The sequence below is a fragment of the Kineococcus aridisoli genome, assembly GCF_050871885.1.
Taxonomy (GTDB): domain Bacteria; phylum Actinomycetota; class Actinomycetes; order Actinomycetales; family Kineococcaceae; genus Kineococcus.
Genome location: NZ_JBJLSF010000058.1, coordinates 1 through 15670, shown reverse-complemented (window position 1 = coordinate 15670; position 15670 = coordinate 1). Strand labels below are relative to the sequence as shown.

Below are 15670 nucleotides of genomic sequence, written 5' to 3'. Positions count from 1 at the left end.
TGGCGGCGACAGCTCCTGCGGCGGTGGACCCGGCGGGCGTGCTCAGAAGCGGCGGTTGAGGGCGCGCCGGCGCACGAGGCGCTCGACGCGGTCGAACTCGCGCCGCAGCGGCTGGGAGCAGAACTCCCCCAGCGTGACCCCCGCCGCCAGCGCCAGGGCGGTGCCGAGCGCGCTGACGAGCAGGGCCAGGCCCGCGGAGGTGCCGCCGCCCACGACGGCGAAGATGGCGCGGTAGATCGCCAGCCCGGGCAGCAGCGGCACAATGCCGCAGACGGCCACGACGAGGCCGGGCACGCCCCAGCGCCAGGCGGTGCCCTCGGCCAGGAAGCCGACGAGCAGGGCCGCCAGGCCGGCCGCGGCGACCGGCCCGGCGCCGGCGGCGACGGCCAGCGCGGACGTCGCGGAGGCGGTGGCCCCGGCCAGGCCCGCGAGGGCGACGGCGCGGCCGGCGGCGTAGCCGGAGACGGCCCAGGCCGTGGCGGCGGCGGTCCCGGCGAGCACCTGCACCACCAGCGGCGGCGGCTCGGTGGCCGCGAAGGCCAGGCTGAGGGTGATCCCGGCGCGCTGGCCGAGGTCCAGGACGCCGGCGATGCCGAGCACGAGGCCGGTGGTCAGCAGCAGCGTCTCGAAGGCGCGGGCGCTGGCGGTGACGTAGAAGCCGGAGATGGCGTCCTCGGCGGACTCCACCAGCGACAGCCCCGCCAGCAGCACGACGATGCCGGAGCCGACGACGAGCGAGGGCGGCAGCGGCCCGACCCAGTCGGGCAGGTGCGGCTGCCACAGCAGCAGCGCCAGCGCGAAGCAGGTCGCCACGCCGGCGCCGGCCACCTGCTGGAAGAAGGCGGGCAGCCCGCGGCGGTTGGCCGCCGCCAGCAGCAGCTGCAGGACGGCGGTGACCACGGCCGCGCCGGCGGCGACGGCCCAGCCGCCGCCCAGGAGCACGGCCACCGAGACGGCCAGCCCGACGGCGCCGAGCGCGGAGACCCGGCGGGTGTACGGCCGCCGCTGGGACAGCAGCCGCCGCAGGCGGGCGCTGACCTCCGCCGCGGGCAGGCCGTCGCCGGCGTCGTGGGCCAGCTCGTAGAGCGCGGACAGCCGCGAGTAGTCGGTGCCGCGCACGCGGACGACGCGGACCGTGGTGAGCGGCTGGCCGTCCGCGCCGGCGGTGGAGACGGTGACCGCGGTGTAGGTGATGTCGACCTGCGTGCGGTGCAGCCCCGCCCCGCTCGCGGCGCGCAGGGTCAGGGCGGTGACGTCGGCCGCCGAGGCGCCGCAGCTGAGCAGCGCCTCGGCCATCCGCACCAGGGCGTCGAGGACGTCGAGCGCCTCGCCCTGCGTCAGCCCGCCCTCGACGACGGGTTCGGCGGGCGCCGGTGGTGCGGGGGTGAGGACCTCCGCGAGCCGGGTGCGCAGCCGGGCGCCCAGCCGGGCCGGGGTCCGCAGGAGGGGCACCCCGCGACGCTAGCGGACCGCTGCCCGCCGCCGGTGCGGCGGCGGGGCGGGGTCGGGCCGGTCAGCAGGTCAGCGCGAGGTCCGCCCGCAGCTGCGCCGGCACCAGGTCGCAGCCGACCTGGGCGGTGCCGAGCTCGACGACCTGCCAGCCGCCGTCGACGTGCTGGAGCACGGCGGTGGCCGGGTCGAGCGTCGCGGCGCCGGTGGCGGTGGGCGTCAGCGCCGCGGCCGCCCAGCCGGGGTCGCCGGCGGCGGTGCGCACGTCGGTGACCGCGTAGTCGGTGGCGGGCACCCCGGCGGTGGCGGGGCTGGCGGTGACGGCGGCGGCGACCTGCGCGACCACGTCGGCGGGGACGGCGGGTGCCGGGTCGGCGCCCGCCGGCGCGGCGGCGAGGGCGGCGAGGGCCAGCCCCGCCAGGGGCGCGGCGACGAGGGCGCGCCGGACGGCGCTGAGCGGGCGGACCACGGGGACCTCCTGGGTGCTGTCGTGCCGGTCACCGGGTACGACGCGGCGGGGCGGCGATCGGTTGCGTCCCGCGCGTGCAGCTGCCGTGCAGGTCCTGCGCAGCCCGCGCGCACCGGCCGCCACCGCACCCCTCAAGTCGGCGCGGGGCGCGCCGATCACCAGAGGAGGCGCTCGCACGCCCCCACCTCCCGAGGAGCCCCCATGGCCGCAGTCCCGTCCGACACCCGCAGCCGGTCCTGGATCGCCGACCGCCCGGTCGCGGTGCGCATCGGGGCGGGCGTCGCCGTCAGCGCGCTGGTCGCGGTCACGGTCGGCGGCCTGGCCACCGCGCGCCTGTCCGAGCTGCGCGACGCCACCGCCGCCTCCTACTCGCAGAGCGTGCAGCCGCTGGTCGACCTGTCCTCCGCCCAGCGCGGCTTCCAGGCCGCCCGCGCCCGCGTCGTGGAGTACCCCGCGGCCTCGCCGGAGGTGCGCGCGGAGCTGCTGGAGCAGTTCGAGGAGAAGTCCGCCGACCTGCAGGCGGGGCTGGACGCCTACGCCGAGCGCGCCGCCGACCCCGCCCAGGTGGAGGCGGTGCGCGAGGCCAAGGAGGAGATCGACCGGCTCTTCCACGACGTCCTCGTCCCGACCGCCGACGGCGGCGACGTCGCCGGCGCCGCCGTCGTCTACCGCGAGCAGGTCCTGCCCGTGGTGAGCGCCGGCGCGGACGCCATCGAGGCCGCCGGCGCCGCCGAGGAGGAGCGCGCGAAGGCGCGCACCGACGCGGCGGCGGACTCGGCGGCCGCGGCGATGACCCTCGTGCTGCTGGTCTGCGGCCTCGGGCTGCTGCTGGCGCTGAGCATCGCCGTCGTCGTCGTGCGCGGCATCGTGCGCCCGCTGGGCCGGGTCAGCGCCGTCCTCGACGCGGTCGCCGAGGGCGACCTGACCCGCGAGACCGGGATCTCCTCGCGCGACGAGATCGGCCGGATGGCGCAGGGCCTGGAGCGGGCCACCTCGAGCCTGCGCTCGATGGTCGGCTCGATCACGCTCACCTCGACGACCCTGTCGTCGGCCAGCGGCCAGCTGTCGGCGACCAGCGCCGAGCTGGCCGGCGGCGCCGACGCGGCGGCCGCGCAGGCCGGGCTGGTGCACGGTGCGGCCGAGGAGGTCTCGCGCACCGTCGCCACCCTGGCCGCCGGCAGCGAGCAGATGGGCGCGAGCATCCGCGAGATCAGCGTGAGCGCCGCCGACGCCGCCCGCGTCGCGGAGCAGGCCGTCGCGATGGCCTCGACCGCCGACGCGACGGTCAGCAAGCTCGGGGAGTCCTCCCGCGAGATCGGCGACGTCGTGCGCGCCATCACCGCCATCGCCGAGCAGACCAACCTGCTGGCCCTCAACGCCACCATCGAGGCCGCCCGCGCCGGCGAGATGGGCAAGGGCTTCGCCGTCGTCGCCGGCGAGGTCAAGGAGCTCGCGGGCCAGACCGCCCGCGCCACCGAGGACATCACCCACCGCGTCGACGCGATCCAGGCCGACACCTCCCGCGCGGTCGCGGCGATCGGTGAGATCCGCGAGGTGATCGCGCGCATCAGCGACTACCAGACGACGATCGCCTCGGCCGTGGAGGAGCAGACCGCGACGACCGCGGAGATGAACGGCAACGTCAGCGAGGCCGCGAACTCCTCCGAGGACATCGCCCGCAACATCTCCACCATCGCCGACAGCGCGGCCGCCACCACCCGCGCCGCCGACGAGACCCGCCAGGCGTCCGGGGACCTGGCGCAGCTGTCGAGCGAGCTGCAGGCCAGCGTCGGCCGCTTCCGCGTCTGAGCAGCGGCCCCCGGGCCGCCGGGCGCCTCAGAAGACCGAGCCGGGCTCCTGCGCGGGCTCGCCGGCCGGCCCGGCACCGGCGGCCTGCGCCTGCTCGGCGTCGACGGCGGCGCCCATCCACGTCTCGCACGTCCAGCCGTCCTCCGGCGAGCCGGTCAGGGCGACGACGCCGGTGTTGAGCAGCCCGGTGGCGATGACGAAGCCCGCCGACAGGTTGCGCACCCGCACCCCGGCCCAGGTGCGGATGGCGGCGCCGTGGCTGACGACGGCGAGGGTGCCGGTGCCGGCGGCGCGGGCGCGCTCGACGGCCTGCGCCAGGGCGGCGTCGAAGCGCGCGAAGAAGGCGCGGCCGTCCTCGCCGCCGGGCTGGGCGACGTCGAGGTCGCCGTGCAGCCAGGCGGCCACGACCTCCAGGTAGCGGTGCACCGAGGCCTCGTCGCCGCGCATCTCCAGCTCGCCGGCCTCGATCTCGCGCAGCCCGTCGTCGACGGCGACCGGCAGGCCGAGGGCGGTGGCCAGGGGGGCGGCGGTCTGCTGGGTGCGCACGAGCGTGGAGGCGCTGATCGCGCCGACGCCCTCGTCGCCGAGCAGGTCGACGAGGGCTGCGGCCTGCTCGCGGCCCAGCGGGCTGAGGTCCGCGCCGGGGACGGCGGTGTCCAGCAGGTGGTCGACGTTGGAGGGGGTCTGGCCGTGGCGGACGAGGAGGAGGCGCACCGCCCCAGCCTCCCAGAGCGGTGCGGGCACCGCCCGGAGCACCGCTCAGAGCACCGCTCAGAGCACCACGTCGAGGTGGCCGCCGGAGGTGCCGCTGAGCATCGTCATCAGGCGCACCTGCAGCTCGACGGGGACGGGCTCGCGCGCGGTGACGGTGAGCCGGCCCAGGATGCGGCGCAGGTCCTCGGCGGTCAGGTCGCGGCCCCCGGAGACGGTGCCGGCGCGGCGCTCGCGGTTGATCTCGCGGGCCAGGTCGCTCACCGGGGCCTCGCCGACGCGGGTGCGGCCGCGGTCGCCGCTGCCGTCGCCGTCCTGCGCGCCGGTGGCGCCGTACAGGTGCAGCAGCAGCGCGCGGTCGGACTGGGTGAGCTCGTCGAGGGGGTCCTCGTCGATCCAGTCCGGGGTGATGCGCCGCACCGGTGTCACCGACGGCGTGGCGTCGAGGCGGGACGCGCTGCGGACCGCCGGGGGTGCGGTCACCGTTCCCAGTCGCATCGTCGTCTCCTGTTCGTCACGTGAAGTGCTTGCTGTGTGACTCCCAGTGTTAGGCACGGAACGCCGGAACCTGAGCCCCCGTCACCCGGACGGAGCAGCGGGCACCCGGGGCAGCGCAGTCGGGCAGCGCGGTCTGGGCAGCGCGGTCAGGGCAGCGCGTCGCCGAGCTCGAGGGCGCGCTCGGCGCCGAGGCGGGTCAGCGCCTGCTCGAAGACCGCCGCGAGGTCGAGGGAGAACCCCAGCGGCACGAGCGGGCTCTCCACCTCCCCGGCCGCCACGAGGGCGTGCACGTGCTCGAGCACGAAGCGGTGCCCGTGCGCGACGGCGTGCTCGTGCACCTCCACGTGCTCCGCGCCGTCCGCGCCCCGGGTGCGCACGGTGAAGCGGGGCACCTCGTGGAAGGGGGCGTCGACCTCGATCCAGCCCCGGTCGCCCTCGATCCAGGCCCGCGAGGCCGTGCGGGCCGCCATCGTCGTCGACAGCGCGGCGACGGCCCCCGACGGCCACGCCAGCGCGAGCGCCACCTGCCGGTCCACGCCCGAGGGCGTCAGCGAACCCGTCACCTCCACGCCGGAGGGGGTGCCCAGCAGCGTCAGCGCCAGGCCCACCGGGTACGGCCCGAGGTCCAGCAGCGACCCGCCGCCCAGCTGCGGGTCGTGGAAGCGGCGCAGCGACTCCGGCGCGGGGAAGCCGAAGTCGGCGTGCACGCCCAGCACCTCGCCGACGGCCCCCGAGCCCACGACCTCCAGCAGCGCCGTCGTGCCCGGCAGGAAGCGCGTCCAGTAGGCCTCCACGAGCAGCACCCCCCGCTGCCGGGCCAGCTCGACGAGGTCCCGGGTGGCGGCCAGGCTCGCCGTCATCGGCTTCTCCACGAGGACCGGCTTGCCCACCCGCAGCGCCGCGCGCGCCGGCGCGTGGTGCTGCGGGTGGGTCGTGGCCACGTAGACGACGTCGACCGAGGGGTCGGCGAGCATCGCCTCGACGTCGTCGTAGGCGGCCACGTCGTGCCCGTCGCGGTCGGCGGCGAACCGCTCGGCGCGCCCCAGCTCGCGCGAGCACACGGCGGCCAGCCGCCCACCGGGCGCCAGCTCCAGCGCGCTCGCCACGGTCTGCGCGATGCCGCCCGTCCCGACGAAGCCCCACCCGATCTCCGTGCCGTCCACCTCAGAGCACCTCCACCCGCTCGCCGACCCCGTCCCCGCGACCGCCGCCCCCGTCCGCGCGCGGCGGCGGGCCCGGGGCCCCCGCCCGCCCGCCGGCGACGGCCGCGACCCGCGCCGCCCGGCGCGCCGCGTCCACCAGGCCCGCGCCGTCGAGCAGCGCGTCGGCCAGCGCGACCGCGAAGCCGTCGCCGGCGGTGGTGGCGGCGGTGGCGTCGGCCGGCGCGGGCACCTCGGCGACCCCGCCGGGGGTGACGACGACGGACCCGCGCTCGCCGCGGGTGACGATCGTCGTCCCCCGCGGGCGCACCGCGCGCGCCTGGGCCACGAGGCCCTCGACGTCGGCGGCGACCGGCGCGCCGGCCAGGACGGCCAGCTCCGCGGCGTCGGGCACCAGCAGGTCGGTGCGCGCCAGCAGCCGCTCGGGCAGCGGGCGCGCCGGTGCCGGGGCGAGCACGAGCAGCCCCGTGCACAGCTCGGCGGCGGCCAGCAGCGCCTCGTCGGGGACCTCGCACCGCAGCAGCACCACCCGGGCACCGCTCACCGCGGCCGCGGCGGCGCGCACCCGCTCACCGTCGAGGCGGTCGGCGGCCCCGGGAGGCGCGTCCGGGGCGCCCGCGTGCGTGACGTCCACGCCCTCGGCGGCCAGCGCGGCGCGCAGCCCGCGGCCCTCCTCGTCGTCGCCGACCGCGGCGACCACGGCCACCGAGCGCCCGAGGCGGGCGGCGGCGACGGCCTGGCCGACGCGGCCGACGACCGTGACGTCGTGCGTCTTGACCGCCCGCAGCCGGCCGTGCTCGTCGCGGGTGGCGCCCGCGCCCTGCGCGCTCACCGCGCCTCCCCCACGCCGGGCAGGACCCAGATGGCGGCGACCGCCGGGTCGCCCAGGTCCACCTCCCGGCCGCCGCCCAGCCGCACGACCGTCGTGCCGGCGAAGCTCCTGCGGTGCAGGACCTCCACCTTCAGGTCCAGGCCGATGCCGAGGTCGGCGAAGTAGCGCAGGACGTCGGGGTCGGCGTCGGAGATGCGGGCGACGACGCCGACCCCGCCCTCGGGCACGTCGGCCAGGCCGTGCGCCCCCGGCTGCGGGACGGTGCCGTCGGGGCGCGGGATGGGGTCGCCGTGGGGGTCGCGCTCGGGGTGGCCCAGCCGCGCGTCCAGGCGGTCCAGCATGCGGTCGGAGACGACGTGCTCGAGGACCTCCGCCTCCTCGTGCACCTCGTCCCAGGAGTAGCCCAGGTCGGCGACGAGGAAGGTCTCCAGCAGCCGGTGGCGGCGCACCACGGCCAGGGCCCGCACGCGGCCGGCCTCGGTCAGCTCCACGCCGCCGTAGCGCTCGTGCTGCAGCAGGCCCGCGTCGGTGAGCTTGCGCACGGCCTCCGAGGCGGTGGAGGCGGACACCCCCAAGCGCTGGGCGAGCATCGACAGGGTGATCTTCTCGTCGGACCACTCCCCCGCCGCGTAGACGGTCTTCAGGCAGTCCTCGGCCGCGGGGGTCGTCGTGGGGCGGGGCACGGGGTCAGCTTGCCACCGCTGCGCGCCCGGACGGGTGGGGCGGCGTTCGGGCGCTTCGGGTTTCGGTCCGCCGAACTCCGGTTTACGCTCGACCTGCACACCGTCGGACGGACTGCGGAGGAAGCGATGCCTCGTCGCTGGGTGGCTGCCGGGGACCTGCTGCTGTGCGCGGCCCTCGTCGTCGTGGCCGTGGTGTCCGCGGCCTCGGCGCACTGGCCGCAGGCCGTCGCCGCCGCCGTGCTGTCGCTGGCGTGGGCCGCCGCCGCCCGGCACCGGCTGCAGCACCGCCGCCGGCCCGGGCAGGCCGGGGCACCCGCCGTCCCGGTCGCCGCCGAGGAGCCGGCGCCCCGCACCGCCGCCTGACGGGCGCGGCCCCGGCTCCCGGCCGCGGCGATCGGGTCAGTCGAAGATCTCCGCGGACACCTCGGTCGGGCTGCCGTACTCCTTGTCGGCGACGGCTCCGAGGGCGTCCAGCACCTCGCCGGAGGCGCCGTTGCCCCGCGCCGCCTCGACGAGGGCGTCCTTGCCCGACGGGTAGCCGACTCCGTGCAGCGCCTTCTGGACGTCGATGGGGCTCACGCTGGCCATCAGTGCTCCTCCTGGGTGGGTGACGGTCTCGCCCTGCCTCGTGTACCCGCTCGCGCGGGGCTCACACCCCCGGCTCGCGCTCCCGGCTCCTTCGCGCCGCGCCCGCGCGCTGCGAGGATCCCCGCGTGACCTGCGACCCCACCTCCGACCTCGCGCAGCTGTGGCGGACCGGCCGGCCCGCCCGCACCCTGGTCCACCTCGACTCCGCCGCCGCCGGCCGCAGCAGCTGGGCCGTGCTGGACGCCACCGCCGCCCACGCCCGCCGGGAGGCCGAGCGCGGCGGCTACGTGGCCTCGGTGGAGGCCGCCGACGCGCTGGAGGCGGCCCGCGCGCACGTGCGGGCGCTGCTGGGCTGGGGCGCCGGGGAGGGGACCGTCGCGTTCGTGCACAGCGCCGAGGACGCGCTGCGCCGGGTGCTGGCGCGCTGGCCCGGGGGCCCGCCGGCGCAGGTGCTGCACGCGCGCGGGGAGTACGGGCCGAACGTGCGCGTGCTGGAGGAGGCGGGGGCCGAGCGCACCGTCCTGGACGCCGGGCACCGCCTGGACCCGGCGGCGCTGGAGCGGCTGCTGGCGCACCGGCGCCCGGACCTGGTGCACCTGACCTGGCTGGGCAGCCACGTCGGCACCGTGCAGCCGGTCGGCGAGCTGAGCGCGGTCTGCGCGGCCGCGGGCGTCCCGGTCGTCGTCGACGCCGCGCAGGCCTTCGGGCACCTGGACACCACCGGCGCGTCCACCGCGGACGTCGTCTACGGCACCTCGCGCAAGTGGCTGGCCGGCCCGCGCGGTGTCGGGTTCGTCGCCGTGCGCGGACCGCTGGCGCAGCGGCTGACGGGGCTGGAGCAGGCCGAGGCCCACGTCGCCGGCCGCGTCGGCCTCGCCACCGCCCTGGCCGAGCACGTCCAGCTCGGCCCGGCCGCCGTCACCGGCGGGCTGGCCGCCGTCGGTGCGCGCACCCGCCACCTGCTGGCCGCGGCCCTCGAGGGCCGCTGGGAGGTCGTCGAGGACCTCGACGAGCCCAGCGCCGTCGTCACGCTGCGCCCGCGCGAGCAGCTGGACCTCGCCGCGCTGCGAGCTGCGCTGCTGGCCGAGGAGGGGATCGTCACCACCTGCTGCGGCACCGAGCGCTCCCCCGGTGAGATGCGGGCGCCCTCGTTGCGCGTCAGCGGCCACCTCGACACCGCCGACGAGGACCTCGACGCGCTGGCCGCCGCCCTGCTGCGCCGATCCTGAGGCGCCCGCCCCCTGCGTCCCGGCGGGAGTCCCGGCGGGAGTCCCGGCGAGCGCGGGAGGGCCGGGACGGGCAGAGTTGGGCGCCAGATCGCGAAGCTCCCGACCTGAGGAGGAGACCATGCTCGGAAAGGCCCTGTTCCTGGCCGCCGGCGCCGCCGGCTACGTGCTCGGCGCGCGCGCCGGCCGTGAGCGCTACGACCAGATCGCCGGTGCGGCCGGCCGCCTGTGGGGCAACCCCAAGGTGCAGTCGACCGTCGTCGACCTCGAGGACCGCGCCACCGGCCTGGCCAAGCAGGCCGGCTCGGCCGCCCAGGAGAAGGTCGGCGCCGCCGCCAGCTCCGTGGCGAGCTCGGTGAAGGACAAGGTGGGCGGCGGCTCGGGCGGCAGCTCGGGCAGCGAGGCGGGCACCGGCGCGGGCACCGCGACCACCGGCCTGGGCACCGGCTCCGGCCTCACCTACGACCCGTCCTCGCCGTCCGGCGTGGGCGAGCCGCTGGGCGAGCAGCAGCACACCCGGATGCCCACCGACTGAGCACCGCACCCGCGACCGCCCGTCCCGCCTCGTGCGGGGCGGGCGGTCGCGCGTTCAGGACCGGGACCCGCCGCCGGCGCCCACGGGCGCGGCGCTGGGCTCCCGGAAGTCGGCGGGGCTGAAGCGCCCGGCGTGCAGCCGCCCCTCGATCTGCTCCAGGCTGCGGCCGGTCAGCTCGGGCATCTTGCGGAACAGGAAGACGAAGGCGGCGACGTTGAAGCCCGCGTACAGCCAGAAGGTCTGCCCCGTGCCGATCGTGTCGATGATGCTCAGCAGCGTCAGGGTGATGAGCAGGTTGGTCCCCCACAGCGAGGCCGACTGCGCCGCGGCACCTGCCGAGCGGGTGGCCAGCGGGTAGATCTCCGAGCCGGTGAGCCAGCCCATCAGCTGGATGCCGCCGGCGGTGAAGGCCATGAACGCCACGAGCGTGGCGATGATGTACGGCACCTGCTCGCGGCCGGCGTTGCCGGTGACGAAGAAGGTGCCCAGCACGATCAGCGACAGCGCGGCCCCCGGCAGGGTCAGCAGGGTCAGCCGCCGGCGGCCGACGCGGTCGATGATCGCCAGCCCGATGAGCTGGGTGACGAGGTAGGTGGCGCCGAGGGCGACGGAGACGCGCAGCGCCGTGCTGTCGGCGAAGCCGTTGTCGGTGAGGATCGTCGGCGAGTAGTAGACGATCATCTCGATGCCCGACAGCTGGGTGAAGACCGCCAGCCCGCAGCCGACGACCAGCGCCGGGCGCACCCACGCCTCCCGCAGGCCGCGCCAGCCGCGGGTGCTGGCCTCGCCCTCGGCGCGGACCAGCTCGTCGATCTCGTCCAGCTCGCCGGAGACGTCGGTGCCGTCCGGGCGCACCCGCTCCAGGGACCGGCGCGCGTCCTCGCCCCGGCCGGCCTTGACCAGCCAGCGCGGGCTCTCGGGCAGGCGCAGCATGAGCAGGAGCATGATCGCCGCCGGCACCGCGGCGGCCCCGATGGCCACGCGCCAGTCGACGCGCTCGCTGGCGCCGACGATGGTGGCGGTGAGGATGCCGACGCCGATGGCGATCTGGAAGAACAGCACGAGCCGGCCGCGGTACTTCGAGGGCGCTAGCTCGGCTACGTACACCGGCGCGGTCTGGGTGGCGCCGCCGACGGCGAAGCCGAGGACCAGGCGCGCCAGCGAGAGCAGCTCGGGGTTCGGCGCCAGCGAGGCGCCGATCGTGCCCACCACGAAGACCCCCGCGACCACCAGCAGGGTGCCGCGCCGGCCGCGCCGCTCGCCGAGGCGGCTGCACGTCAGGGCCCCGATGACGGCACCGGCCAGGATCGAGGCCGCGATGACCTGCTCCCAGCCGTTGCCGATGGTGAACTCGTCGCTGATCTGCAGCAGCGCACCGGAGATGATCCCGGTGTCGTAGCCGTACAGCAGCCCGGAGATGGCCGAGACCAGCGCGACGACGACCACGGAGCCGGTCAGCCCGCCACCGCCGCGTCCGGCGTCGGCGCCACCTCCCCCGCCGGGCGGTGCGCTGTCGTGCTCGCGGGACGCGGCCATCGGGTCCTCCTGCGTCGGTGTGGGCGGCTGCACCGGCGTCGCCGGGCGCCTCAGCGAAGCACCCCCGGCCACGCACCGCGCGTCGGGGCGCGGTGCGCGCGTACTCCGTCCGGAGCAGCACCCCCGACGTCGGAGGGTGGACGCGGCGGCGCCGCAGCGGCGGGAGGGTCGCGGCATGACCACGACCGGGCACCGCTCCGCCGGCCTGGACGTCGCCCGCGGGCTGGCGATCCTCGGGACGTTCGCGACGAACGTGTGGGTGTTCACCCACCCCGACGGCCTGCTGGGCCTGCTGCTGGACCCGCAGCCCGGCGGGATCGGCAGCGCGCTCGCGCAGGCGCTGCCGCTGGGCAAGTCGCTGGCGCTGCTGAGCCTGCTCTTCGGCGTCGGCCTGGAGCTGCAGCGGCGCTCGGCGCAGCGCCGCGGGCAGGACTTCTCCCGGGCCGCCCGGGTGCGGGCGCTGGTGCTGCTCGCCGAGGCGACGCTGCACTTCCTGCTCGTCGCGGAGTTCGACGTCCTCATGGGCTACGCCGTGGCGGCGCTCGTGGCGGGCCCGGTGCTGCTGCGCCCGGACGCGCAGCGGCGGCGGCTGGTCGTGGCGCTGCTGGCGACGCACGCGGTGGCGCTCGTCGGGCTCGTCGCGCTGCTGTCCACCGCGGGCGCGGCGAGCGGCGGCGGCGCCCCGCTGGTGACCCCGTACGCCACCGGGTCGGCGTGGGACCTCGTGCTCTTCCGCCTGGACAACGTCCTGGTCTTCCGCGCCGAGCCGGTCGGGTTGCTGCTGCTGTCGACCGGCTCGTTCCTGCTCGGCGCGGGCCTGGTGCGCGCGGGGCTGCTGGAGCGCGAGCGCGGCCGGGCGCTGCGGCGCCGGCTGGTGCTGCTGGGGGTCGCCGGTGTCGTCGCCGAGGGCGTGCTGCTGACCCTCGGCGGCGCCTTCGGCGTCCTGCTCACCCGCTACGGCTCCGCCGTCCTGGTCGGTCTGGGCGTGCTGGGGCTGGTCGTGCAGGTGCAGGGCCGGCGCGCGCGCCCGCGCTGGCTGGGCCGGCGGCTGGCGGAGGTGGGCCGGGCGGCGCTGAGCTGCTACGTGCTGCAGAACCTGCTCGCCTCGGCCCTGTGCTACGGCTGGGGCCTGGGGCTGGCGGCGCGGACCGCCCCCGCCGACCGGGCGGCGCTCACCGCCCTCGTCTACGCCGCCGTCGCCGTCGCGGTCACCGCGTCCGCCCACCTGCTGGCCCGCGCCGGTCGCCGCGGCCCGCTGGAGGCGCTCAGCGCGCGGGTGCAGCGGGCGCTGCTGCCCCCGCGCGAGCCCGTCGCCGAGCGGGTGCCGGCGGGCGGGTGACGCCCGGGGGGCGCTCGCGCTCAGCCCTGCAGGCGCGTGGCGCGGACGCGGCGCACGGCCCGCAGCGGCAGGGCGTACCAGCACAGGGCGATGAGCAGGGCGACCCCGCCGCCGGCGCACCAGCCCGCGACACGGCCGGCGACGACGTCCACGACGAGCAGCACCCCGCCGGAGACGACGAGGCCGACGGTGGCCAGCCCGGCCTTGGTGAACCTCGTGCCGGCCTCGACGAGGCGCTCCTTGGAGCGCATCCGGAACAACGCGCGGTGGTAGCCCACGGGGGCGATGAACATCACGACGGCGGTGACGGCCAGCAGCATGACGGCCGTGTAGACGCCCTGCTGGTAGTCGTCCAGCTCCTCGAAGCGGGACTGGAACGGCAGGGTCAGCAGGAACCCGGCGAGGAGCTGGACACCGGTCTGCACGACCCGCAGCTCCTGCAGCAGCTCCACCCAGTTGCGGTCCATCCGCTCGGTGGGCGTCTCCCGCCGCAGGCCCGCGTAGGGGTCGTCGAGGTCGGGCGTCGGGCTCACGAGCGCATCGTGGCAGCGCTCAGGGCGCGGCGCTCACCGGCCGTCGGGCTCGTCGGGCAGGTCCTCGATCCGCTCGTCGGCGTCGGCGGGGTCGGGGCGGTCGTCGGCGGCCCGGCCGCGGGCGGCCTCCGCGGCGTCCTCGACGACCCCGGCGGCGGACTCGGGGTCCACCGCGCCGACCTGCTCGTCGGGGACGTACTCCTCGGCCTGCGCTTCTCGCTGCACCTCGGGGACCGCTTCGCTCACGGCTCCACCCTGCCCGCACCTTCCAGCTGCAGCAAGCGGCGCTTGGCCCCGGCCCCGCCCGCGTACTGCCCCGGGCTGCCGTCGCTGCGCACGACCCGGTGGCAGGGCACGAGCAGCGGCAGCGGGTTGAGCGCGCAGGCGGTGCCGACGGCCCGCACCGCGCGGGGGCTGCCGGCCCGGGCGGCGACACCGGCGTAGCTGGCGGTGTCGCCGAAGCCGATCCCCTGCAGCACGGCCAGCACGGAGCGGCGGAAGCCGCCGGCCAGGCTGAGGTCCAGCGGCACCTCGAAGGCGCGGCGGTGGCCGGCGAAGTACTCCTCCAGCTGGCGGGCGACGACCTCCAGCCGGGCCGGCGCCCGCAGCACGCGGGGGCTGACGCGCCGGGCCAGCTCCTCCAGGGCGGCGTCGTGGTCCTGGCGCTCGAAGGCCAGGCGCACCAGCCCCCGCGGGGTGGCGGCCACCAGCAGCGGCCCCAGCGGGGAGTCCAGGACGCGGTAGGCGACGTCGAGCAGGTCCTCGGCGGCCGCGGCGCGCGCCAGCCGCTCGTGCAGGGCGGCGGGGACGGGACCGGAGGTCGGACCGGAGGACGGATCGGGCGACAGGTCGGGGGACGGGTCGAGGGACGGGTGGCTCACGGGTGCTCCTTCCAGGTGCGCCGCAGCGCCGCGACGCCGTCGGCGGCGGCGCGGCGGGCGGCGGCGGCGGTGCCGCCGACGAGGTCGGCGACGTCGGCGTAGGGCAGCCCGGCGAGGTGGTGGTACGCCACGCACAGGCGCTGGCGCTCGGGCAGGGCGGCGACGGCCTCCCAGACGTCGGCGCGGCCGTCGCCGGGGTGCTCGCCCGAGCTGCGCTCGGGCAGCAGGTCGGTGGGCAGCGCCCGGCGGCGGGCGGCGCGGTGGGCGTCGACGGCCTTGCGGTGGGCGATCGTCACCAGCCAGGCCCGCACGTCGCTGCCGGCCGGCAGCTGCGGGTAGGCCCGCAGCGCGGCGAGGAAGGTCTCCGACCAGGCGTCCTCGGCCGCGTCGGGGCCGACGACGGCGCGGCAGACCCGCAGCACGGTCGGCCCGTGCTCGGCGACGACCGCCTCGAAGGGGGCGAGCCCCGCGTCCTGTCCCGCACCGTTCCCCACACCCTGTCGACGTCCCGGAGCGGCCGGACGTGAGGTGCGCACCCTGGACAGCCTGGCAGCGCCCGCGCCAGGCTCGGTGCGTGGCTGACACCGGCATCCGATGGGGCATGACCGTGCTCGACACCGCCGACCCGCACGGGCTCGCGGACTTCTACGCGCGCCTGCTCGGCTGGGAGGTGGTGCGCAGCGAGGACGACTGGGTGAGCGTGCGCGGCGAGGGCGGCGCGCTGGGCTTCCAGCTGGCCCCCGACCACGTGCCGCCGACGTGGCCGTCCGGGCGGGTGCCGCAGCAGCTGCACCTGGACCTGGACGTGGCCGCCTACGAGGGCACCGAGCAGCTGGCGCTGCAGCTGGGCGCCACGCTCGTCGACGACTCCCCGGAGCACCCGACGTTCCGCGTCTACACCGACCCCGCCGGGCACCCGTTCTGCCTGTGCCTGGAGGGCGCCTGAGGCGCGGCGGCCGGGCGGGCCCGGGAACGACGAACCCCGCGGCCGGGACCCCGGAGGGTCCCGGCCGCGGGGCTGGTCGTGCGGCTGGGCGGTGAGCCGCTCAGCCGGCCCGGGCGGTGCTCAGGCGGTGCTCAGGCGGTGGTGAGGTCGACGGGCTCGCCGATCGCCTCGGGACGCTCGCACGTGGTCGTCAGCTCCACCGAGGTGCGCGAGTCGGCGGCGCGCTGCACCGACTCCATGATGTCCAGCACGTGCAGGGCGACCTCGTCGTTGGCCCGGTGCTGGCGCCCCGCCCCCACGGCGATGGCCAGGTCGGCCAGGCCGTAGCCGCGCCCGGAGTCCACGTACCCGGCGGTGACGCCGACGTCCTTCCAGTTGCCCTCGTGGTCGGCGTCCGGACCGGGCGCCGGCGCGCTGGCCGCCGAGTACAGCTCCACCGCACCCTCGAACATGTTCGGGTCCGGCACCGAGAGCG

The 15670-nt window shown here is 77.6% G+C and carries 19 protein-coding genes and 1 pseudogene; 6 read left to right on the top strand and 14 right to left on the bottom strand.

What is annotated here, in order from left to right; all coding sequences use genetic code 11:
- Positions 1-42: 42 nt before the first annotated feature.
- Together ACRYM2_RS15550 and ACRYM2_RS15545 are read right to left on the bottom strand one after the other, a co-directional pair.
- Positions 43-1452 carry a threonine/serine exporter family protein gene (locus ACRYM2_RS15550; RefSeq protein WP_432523318.1) on the bottom strand — a complete coding sequence of 470 codons (1410 nt, stop codon included), beginning with the start codon at positions 1450-1452 and terminating at the stop codon, positions 43-45.
- A 61-nt stretch (positions 1453-1513) separates the two neighbouring features.
- On the bottom strand, positions 1514-1918 hold the full coding sequence (locus ACRYM2_RS15545; RefSeq protein ID WP_432523317.1) for a hypothetical protein: 405 nt from the start codon (positions 1916-1918) through the stop codon (positions 1514-1516).
- Between the two features lie 201 nt (positions 1919-2119).
- Between ACRYM2_RS15545 and ACRYM2_RS15540 the strand changes: the two genes are divergently transcribed.
- Positions 2120-3727: a methyl-accepting chemotaxis protein gene (locus ACRYM2_RS15540; protein WP_432523315.1), complete on the top strand. Its 1608-nt coding sequence runs from the start codon at positions 2120-2122 to the stop codon at positions 3725-3727.
- Positions 3728-3754: 27 nt separating this feature from the next.
- Here ACRYM2_RS15540 and ACRYM2_RS15535 read toward each other — a convergent pair whose 3' ends face one another.
- The 5 genes from ACRYM2_RS15535 to ACRYM2_RS15515 form a co-directional block, all read right to left on the bottom strand.
- The gene (locus tag ACRYM2_RS15535; protein ID WP_432523314.1) at positions 3755-4441 is read right to left on the bottom strand and encodes a histidine phosphatase family protein; all 687 of its coding nucleotides are present in this window, start codon (positions 4439-4441) and stop codon (positions 3755-3757) included.
- A 57-nt stretch (positions 4442-4498) separates the two neighbouring features.
- Positions 4499-4936 carry a hypothetical protein gene (locus ACRYM2_RS15530; RefSeq protein ID WP_432523313.1) on the bottom strand — a complete coding sequence of 146 codons (438 nt, stop codon included), beginning with the start codon at positions 4934-4936 and terminating at the stop codon, positions 4499-4501.
- 146 nt (positions 4937-5082) lie between these two features.
- Positions 5083-6099, bottom strand: coding sequence for a Gfo/Idh/MocA family protein (locus ACRYM2_RS15525; RefSeq protein WP_432523312.1), 1017 nt, complete (start codon positions 6097-6099; stop codon positions 5083-5085).
- Between the two features lies 1 nt (position 6100).
- Positions 6101-6928, bottom strand: a complete 828-nt coding sequence (locus tag ACRYM2_RS15520) for a PfkB family carbohydrate kinase (RefSeq protein ID WP_432523311.1) — start codon at positions 6926-6928, stop codon at positions 6101-6103.
- Positions 6925-7611, bottom strand: a complete 687-nt coding sequence (locus tag ACRYM2_RS15515; RefSeq protein ID WP_432523310.1) for a metal-dependent transcriptional regulator — start codon at positions 7609-7611, stop codon at positions 6925-6927. The genes ACRYM2_RS15520 and ACRYM2_RS15515 overlap by 4 nt, the downstream gene beginning before the upstream one ends.
- A 126-nt stretch (positions 7612-7737) precedes the next feature.
- Here ACRYM2_RS15515 and ACRYM2_RS15510 point away from each other — a divergent pair, with 126 nt between their 5' ends.
- Positions 7738-7974 (top strand): hypothetical protein, encoded by a 237-nt coding sequence (locus tag ACRYM2_RS15510; protein ID WP_432523308.1) that lies wholly within the window; start codon positions 7738-7740, stop codon positions 7972-7974.
- A gap of 36 nt (positions 7975-8010) precedes the next feature.
- Here ACRYM2_RS15510 and ACRYM2_RS15505 read toward each other — a convergent pair whose 3' ends face one another.
- Positions 8011-8199, bottom strand: a complete 189-nt coding sequence (locus ACRYM2_RS15505; RefSeq protein ID WP_432523306.1) for a DUF2795 domain-containing protein — start codon at positions 8197-8199, stop codon at positions 8011-8013.
- A 125-nt stretch (positions 8200-8324) separates the two neighbouring features.
- On the opposite strand from ACRYM2_RS15505, the gene ACRYM2_RS15500 reads away from it, so the two are divergent.
- Positions 8325-9428 (top strand): aminotransferase class V-fold PLP-dependent enzyme, encoded by a 1104-nt coding sequence (locus ACRYM2_RS15500; protein WP_432523305.1) that lies wholly within the window; start codon positions 8325-8327, stop codon positions 9426-9428.
- A gap of 118 nt (positions 9429-9546) precedes the next feature.
- Positions 9547-9960 (top strand): YtxH domain-containing protein, encoded by a 414-nt coding sequence (locus tag ACRYM2_RS15495; protein WP_432523304.1) that lies wholly within the window; start codon positions 9547-9549, stop codon positions 9958-9960.
- A 54-nt stretch (positions 9961-10014) separates the two neighbouring features.
- Here ACRYM2_RS15495 and ACRYM2_RS15490 read toward each other — a convergent pair whose 3' ends face one another.
- Complete coding sequence (locus ACRYM2_RS15490; protein WP_432523333.1) at positions 10015-11406, bottom strand: sugar porter family MFS transporter; 1392 nt, start codon at positions 11404-11406, stop codon at positions 10015-10017.
- A 265-nt stretch (positions 11407-11671) separates the two neighbouring features.
- Here ACRYM2_RS15490 and ACRYM2_RS15485 point away from each other — a divergent pair, with 265 nt between their 5' ends.
- Positions 11672-12835 (top strand): DUF418 domain-containing protein, encoded by a 1164-nt coding sequence (locus tag ACRYM2_RS15485; RefSeq protein WP_432523303.1) that lies wholly within the window; start codon positions 11672-11674, stop codon positions 12833-12835.
- Between the two features lie 20 nt (positions 12836-12855).
- Here ACRYM2_RS15485 and ACRYM2_RS15480 read toward each other — a convergent pair whose 3' ends face one another.
- Genes ACRYM2_RS15480 through ACRYM2_RS15465 form a run of 4 tightly spaced genes read right to left on the bottom strand, consistent with a single transcriptional unit; the run spans position 12856 to position 14743 of the window.
- On the bottom strand, positions 12856-13368 hold the full coding sequence (locus ACRYM2_RS15480; protein WP_432523302.1) for a DUF6328 family protein: 513 nt from the start codon (positions 13366-13368) through the stop codon (positions 12856-12858).
- A gap of 33 nt (positions 13369-13401) precedes the next feature.
- Positions 13402-13614 (bottom strand): hypothetical protein, encoded by a 213-nt coding sequence (locus ACRYM2_RS15475; protein WP_432523301.1) that lies wholly within the window; start codon positions 13612-13614, stop codon positions 13402-13404.
- Positions 13611-14216 carry a methylated-DNA--[protein]-cysteine S-methyltransferase gene (locus ACRYM2_RS15470; RefSeq protein WP_432523331.1) on the bottom strand — a complete coding sequence of 202 codons (606 nt, stop codon included), beginning with the start codon at positions 14214-14216 and terminating at the stop codon, positions 13611-13613. The genes ACRYM2_RS15475 and ACRYM2_RS15470 overlap by 4 nt, the downstream gene beginning before the upstream one ends.
- A gap of 29 nt (positions 14217-14245) precedes the next feature.
- Positions 14246-14743, bottom strand: coding sequence for an RNA polymerase sigma factor (locus ACRYM2_RS15465; RefSeq protein ID WP_432523300.1), 498 nt, complete (start codon positions 14741-14743; stop codon positions 14246-14248).
- 80 nt (positions 14744-14823) lie between these two features.
- Between ACRYM2_RS15465 and ACRYM2_RS15460 the strand changes: the two genes are divergently transcribed.
- Positions 14824-15195: a VOC family protein gene (locus ACRYM2_RS15460; protein ID WP_432523298.1), complete on the top strand. Its 372-nt coding sequence runs from the start codon at positions 14824-14826 to the stop codon at positions 15193-15195.
- 131 nt (positions 15196-15326) lie between these two features.
- Here ACRYM2_RS15460 and ACRYM2_RS15455 read toward each other — a convergent pair.
- A pseudogene (locus ACRYM2_RS15455) lies at positions 15327-15670 on the bottom strand (gfo/Idh/MocA family oxidoreductase); the annotation flags it as partial.